Source organism: Microcoleus sp. B3-D2, assembly GCF_036705345.1.
GTDB lineage: Bacteria > Cyanobacteriota > Cyanobacteriia > Cyanobacteriales > Microcoleaceae > Microcoleus.
In genome coordinates, this window is record NZ_JAUBUG010000150.1 from 1 (window position 1) to 4092 (window position 4092).

Annotated in this window: 1 protein-coding gene; it reads right to left on the bottom strand. The window is 48.9% G+C overall.

Features of this window, described 5'->3' with window-relative positions:
• Positions 1-78: 78 nt before the first annotated feature.
• Complete coding sequence (locus QUB14_RS28145) at positions 79-3963, bottom strand: FG-GAP-like repeat-containing protein (RefSeq protein WP_333221230.1); 3885 nt, start codon at positions 3961-3963, stop codon at positions 79-81.
• Positions 3964-4092 lie beyond the last annotated feature (129 nt).

The following is a 4092-nucleotide window of genomic DNA, read 5'->3' on the forward strand; positions in this document are numbered from 1 at the left end:
GGGGCAAAAAGGCAATTGTTCCTTGTAGTGCAAGGGTTTGAGAGATTTGAACATCCCCTCTACGGGGGGAACTTCAGTTTAAATCAATCCGAAATTGACCGCACTAATATTGCTAGCAGAAACACCATTGAGAGAAGCTAAAATCTCCCCTGTTTGTGCAAACCGGATTAAAGTTGCACCGCTATCTTGAGCAATCGCCAATTGCGAGAAACTCAACCCGTTACCCAATACTAACAAGTCTTTACCGACTTCAAAATCAGTAATCGTATCAGTACCGGAATTGGTAGAGAGTAAGAACTTATCTACTCCCATTCCTCCTATCAAACTATCACTTCCCAAACCGCCATTGAGTAAATCATCTCCCTTACCTCCGTAAAGAATATCATTACCATCATCCCCATTCACAATGTCAGCACCGCGACCGGCAAACAAGGCCTCATCACCGCTACTTCCCAGCATTGTATCGCTACCTTTGCCACCGAAAACAGTGTCATTCCCCAGACTTCCATCGAGGGAATCATTGCCCCTCATGCCCATCAACACATTATTTCCGCTGTCGCCCGTCAGGATATCGTCGCCATTGGTACCGAGAATTGCATTGGGGGAATTGCTGCCCAAATCAGCATCACCGCTGACAACAGGAGTTGCAATCCCAGCAGGCAATACTACAGCTTCAATTCTGCTATCTAAAGCAGTACCAGTATTGTCAGCAACTACCTGGGAAATTGGTTTATTTCCCGTACCCACTTCTTTGAAGTCTTGAGTAGTTGGGCCCAAGGCTACTTGTTGGAGGCGGGCAAGTGATTCAGGAATTGATGTTGCTGTTGGGTTGGAGACAGCCGCATCAATGCGTTGATTGGCTGTTGCCATTACTGTCGCGGATTGCGATGTAATTTGGCTGACTTGTTGACTGTTGAAACTCGGGTCTATTTGCTGGATTTTCGCGGCAGCTTGCTGAATGATTGGTTCTAAAGCTGCGGCATTGCTGAGGTTTAAGATTGTACCTGATTGAATTTGAGCCGTAATTGAACTGACAACAGCTTTGACAATATCGCTATTGGCTGCACTGGAAGCACCGTCAATCAAAGCGCTGGTTTGAGTGATGAAGTTTTGGACTTTCACCATTGCGGCTAAGACTTGGACGCCGCCGGGTTGGTTGTTATTGGTGGCTTCTATTGGATCTAAGCTAGTCAGGTCAACTTCAGCGGGGAGTCCAAGGGCAGCTTTGACTAAAGATTGGGCTTCTTCTGGTTCAATTCCTTTGTCGATTAAGTCGGCGATTAAGGTGGTTAAGAGGGTGACTACACTCGCATCTGGAGGTGCGGTGACTGGTGTTTCTAGGGGTAAGCCGGTGGCGGTGTCAGTGCCTCCGGTGGCTACTAGATTGCCTTCTGATGGGTCGATTTCTCCGTTTTTGTTGGTGTCGAATGTCTCGAAGGGGATGTTGAGATTGAAATTACCGCCTGAATCGGTTGTGGTGGATGGTTCGTTGGTGTCGAGGATGCCGTTTTTGTTGGCGTCGAGGAAGAGGGTTGCACCCGAGATATAACCGTCAATAACTACGCCGCTGCTGCTAAATTGCAGCAACATACCCTTACCCCCATATGGGCCCGTCTCGTCGTCGCTGACACTAAGACCCGCCCTGTCCGTTGCTGTTAACTTAATTCTGAATTCCTGCGGTTCAGGACTTGTGCCACTGAGTGTACGAGTCTCTGGATTGAAGGTGAGCCAACTTGGCAGGGGACTGCCGTCCATCAGAGTTGCTGTGTAGGTAAGCGTGTCACCTTGATCGGGGTCTGTGAAAGTGTTCTGGGGAAATTGGTACTCGAATGTGAAGGGGTTATTGCTTACTATGGACTCGTGATGCCAAGGGGTTGTAGTCGGGCCGTAATTGATGACAGGCGGGTTGTTGGGGTCGTTGTCCCAGATCATCACAGTAGCACTATAGGGCTCGCCTATCTTTTGGGGGCCGGCGGGAGTCTGTAAGCTGATAAACTCGGGAGTCTGTAAGCTGATAAACACTGCTTCGTTGCCTTCTACTAGGCTGTCATTGCGGACATCGACCACCATGTTGACACTGCGTTTACCGGCTGGAATGGTGACAGAGCCGTAATCGCCAGCGTAGGGTAACTGCTGACGGGGTTCGGAGTCGGAAAACAATTCGTAACCGATACCAGGTATAGCAGTACCCGGTATCCGTAGGTAGTGTTGATTATCGAATAGATTATCGAACTTGTAGTGGACATTCAAATCATTAGCTAGGTTGCCACCAGTACGGGTAATGGTGAATTTTCCCGGATTCGGGGGTTCATCCCAACGTGTTTCTGCCGCATAGGGATCTGTAGCAGTGATAGTGAGGGTTGGTTTGATATCGGGGGCGACAAAACTTTGTGTTTCGGAAAAAGGTGAACCCGCCCAAGCACCGTCGATCGCCTGTACACTCCAGTAATAAGTTTGTCCAGGGATTAAGTAATCTGGCTTGAGCAGCCAACCAGGCGAGTAGGAATTGCTACTGCTGTTGGGGTTGGCTTGATGGACATTTCCCAACTGCACTACTTGCCGAGTCCCGTCATCACTGGACATTGGGCCAACAATGTACTCTTTAATAGGGTCGCCACCGGGAGTGGGATTGGGACGAGTAGTCCAAACTCGCAGATTGTAGCTTAAACCCTGATTTGGAGTTTGAGCGTCGAGCGGAGCCCCCCATCCTCCGGGAAAACTTAAGATAACTCCTTCGGAAGTAATCCAAGGGTAATTGAAACCTTGAAATGCAGAGGGTGGCGTGTTCGCATCAGGGGTATTGTTGCGGTAGATTTTGACAAAGCTGCCACTGCTAGGTGAATTATCTCTTGTCGTGAGTGCAATATCTAGTCTGCCGTCCTTGTCGTAGTCTCCCCAAGAACTCGGGCTGGCAACATTATCAGGCAGCCCTGCATCCTTGAGGAGTTCAAAATTGGTGCCAGAATCATTTTTTTCGTAAACTTTAGCGACACTGGAACCCGAATTACCATCCAGTTCTGTCACAAGGATATCCAGCTTGCCATTGTTGTCGTAGTCTCCCCAAGCAGCGGGACTACCACCATACCCGAATGAATAAGCTTCCTGAAAGCTAGTAGTATCCCCATAGCTATTGTTTCCGAGCAATCTGGTACGGCCGTAGTTCCATTCATTTGGACGCGACGATCCACCTGTAAGCAAGATATCTAGTTTGGCATCGCTGCTGGAGTCTCCCCATGCACCGTAAATAATAGGTTCTTGGGGGTTTGGATTTTGCGGCAGTTGCTTTTCGGTAAAGCCATCGGGAGTGTTGCGATACAATTTTGCGATGTAATTTGGCTTGGGGTCGCTTTTTAGAGCAGTGTCCCCTGTCAGCAAGATATCGAGTTGGCCATCGTTGTCGTAGTCTCCCCAGGCGGCATTGCCAATAACACCGGGCAAGCTAGCCCCAGTCTCCTCCTCAAAGGTAAGGGCGTAGTTAAAGATACTGCCGTTGTTAAAACCAATGGGTTCGTTGCGGAACACTTTGGCGATGTATCCTGAACTCGTGTCACCTGTGAGTACGAGATCCTTTCTGCCATCGTTGTTGTAGTCTCCCCAAGCCGCGGAACCGTTGAAAATACCAGGCAGCTTTACCCTTGTGTCTAGAGTAAATTTAATAGGGTCGATGAAGGTTGGGTAATTGGGAAGAGTGCTATCAGTCCTTTGGTTCCGGTACAGTCTGGTGATGGGGGTGTAGGGCAAACTGGGGATGGAGGGTGCAGCGGGGGTGGAGTTGTCTGGTGGAGGAGTATCAATTACGCCTGTGAGCAAGATATCGAGATCACCATCATTGTCGCTGTCTCCCCAGGTAGCAGAAGGTTTGGCATCATGATTCTTCCCATTTTCCTGAATCACACCTCCGTAAACGGTAGGCAGCCCTATATCAATTGGTTTAAAGCCTTGATCACCTTCGTTGCTGTACACTTTCGGGATGTATTGCGATCGGGGAAAAGAAAGTGAGTAGTTTGGTGAACTAAGCTGGGGGGGTGACGACCCGCCCCAAACCCATATTTAGTAAGGATTGAGCCAACTTGTGGTAAAAAAAGATAGGCA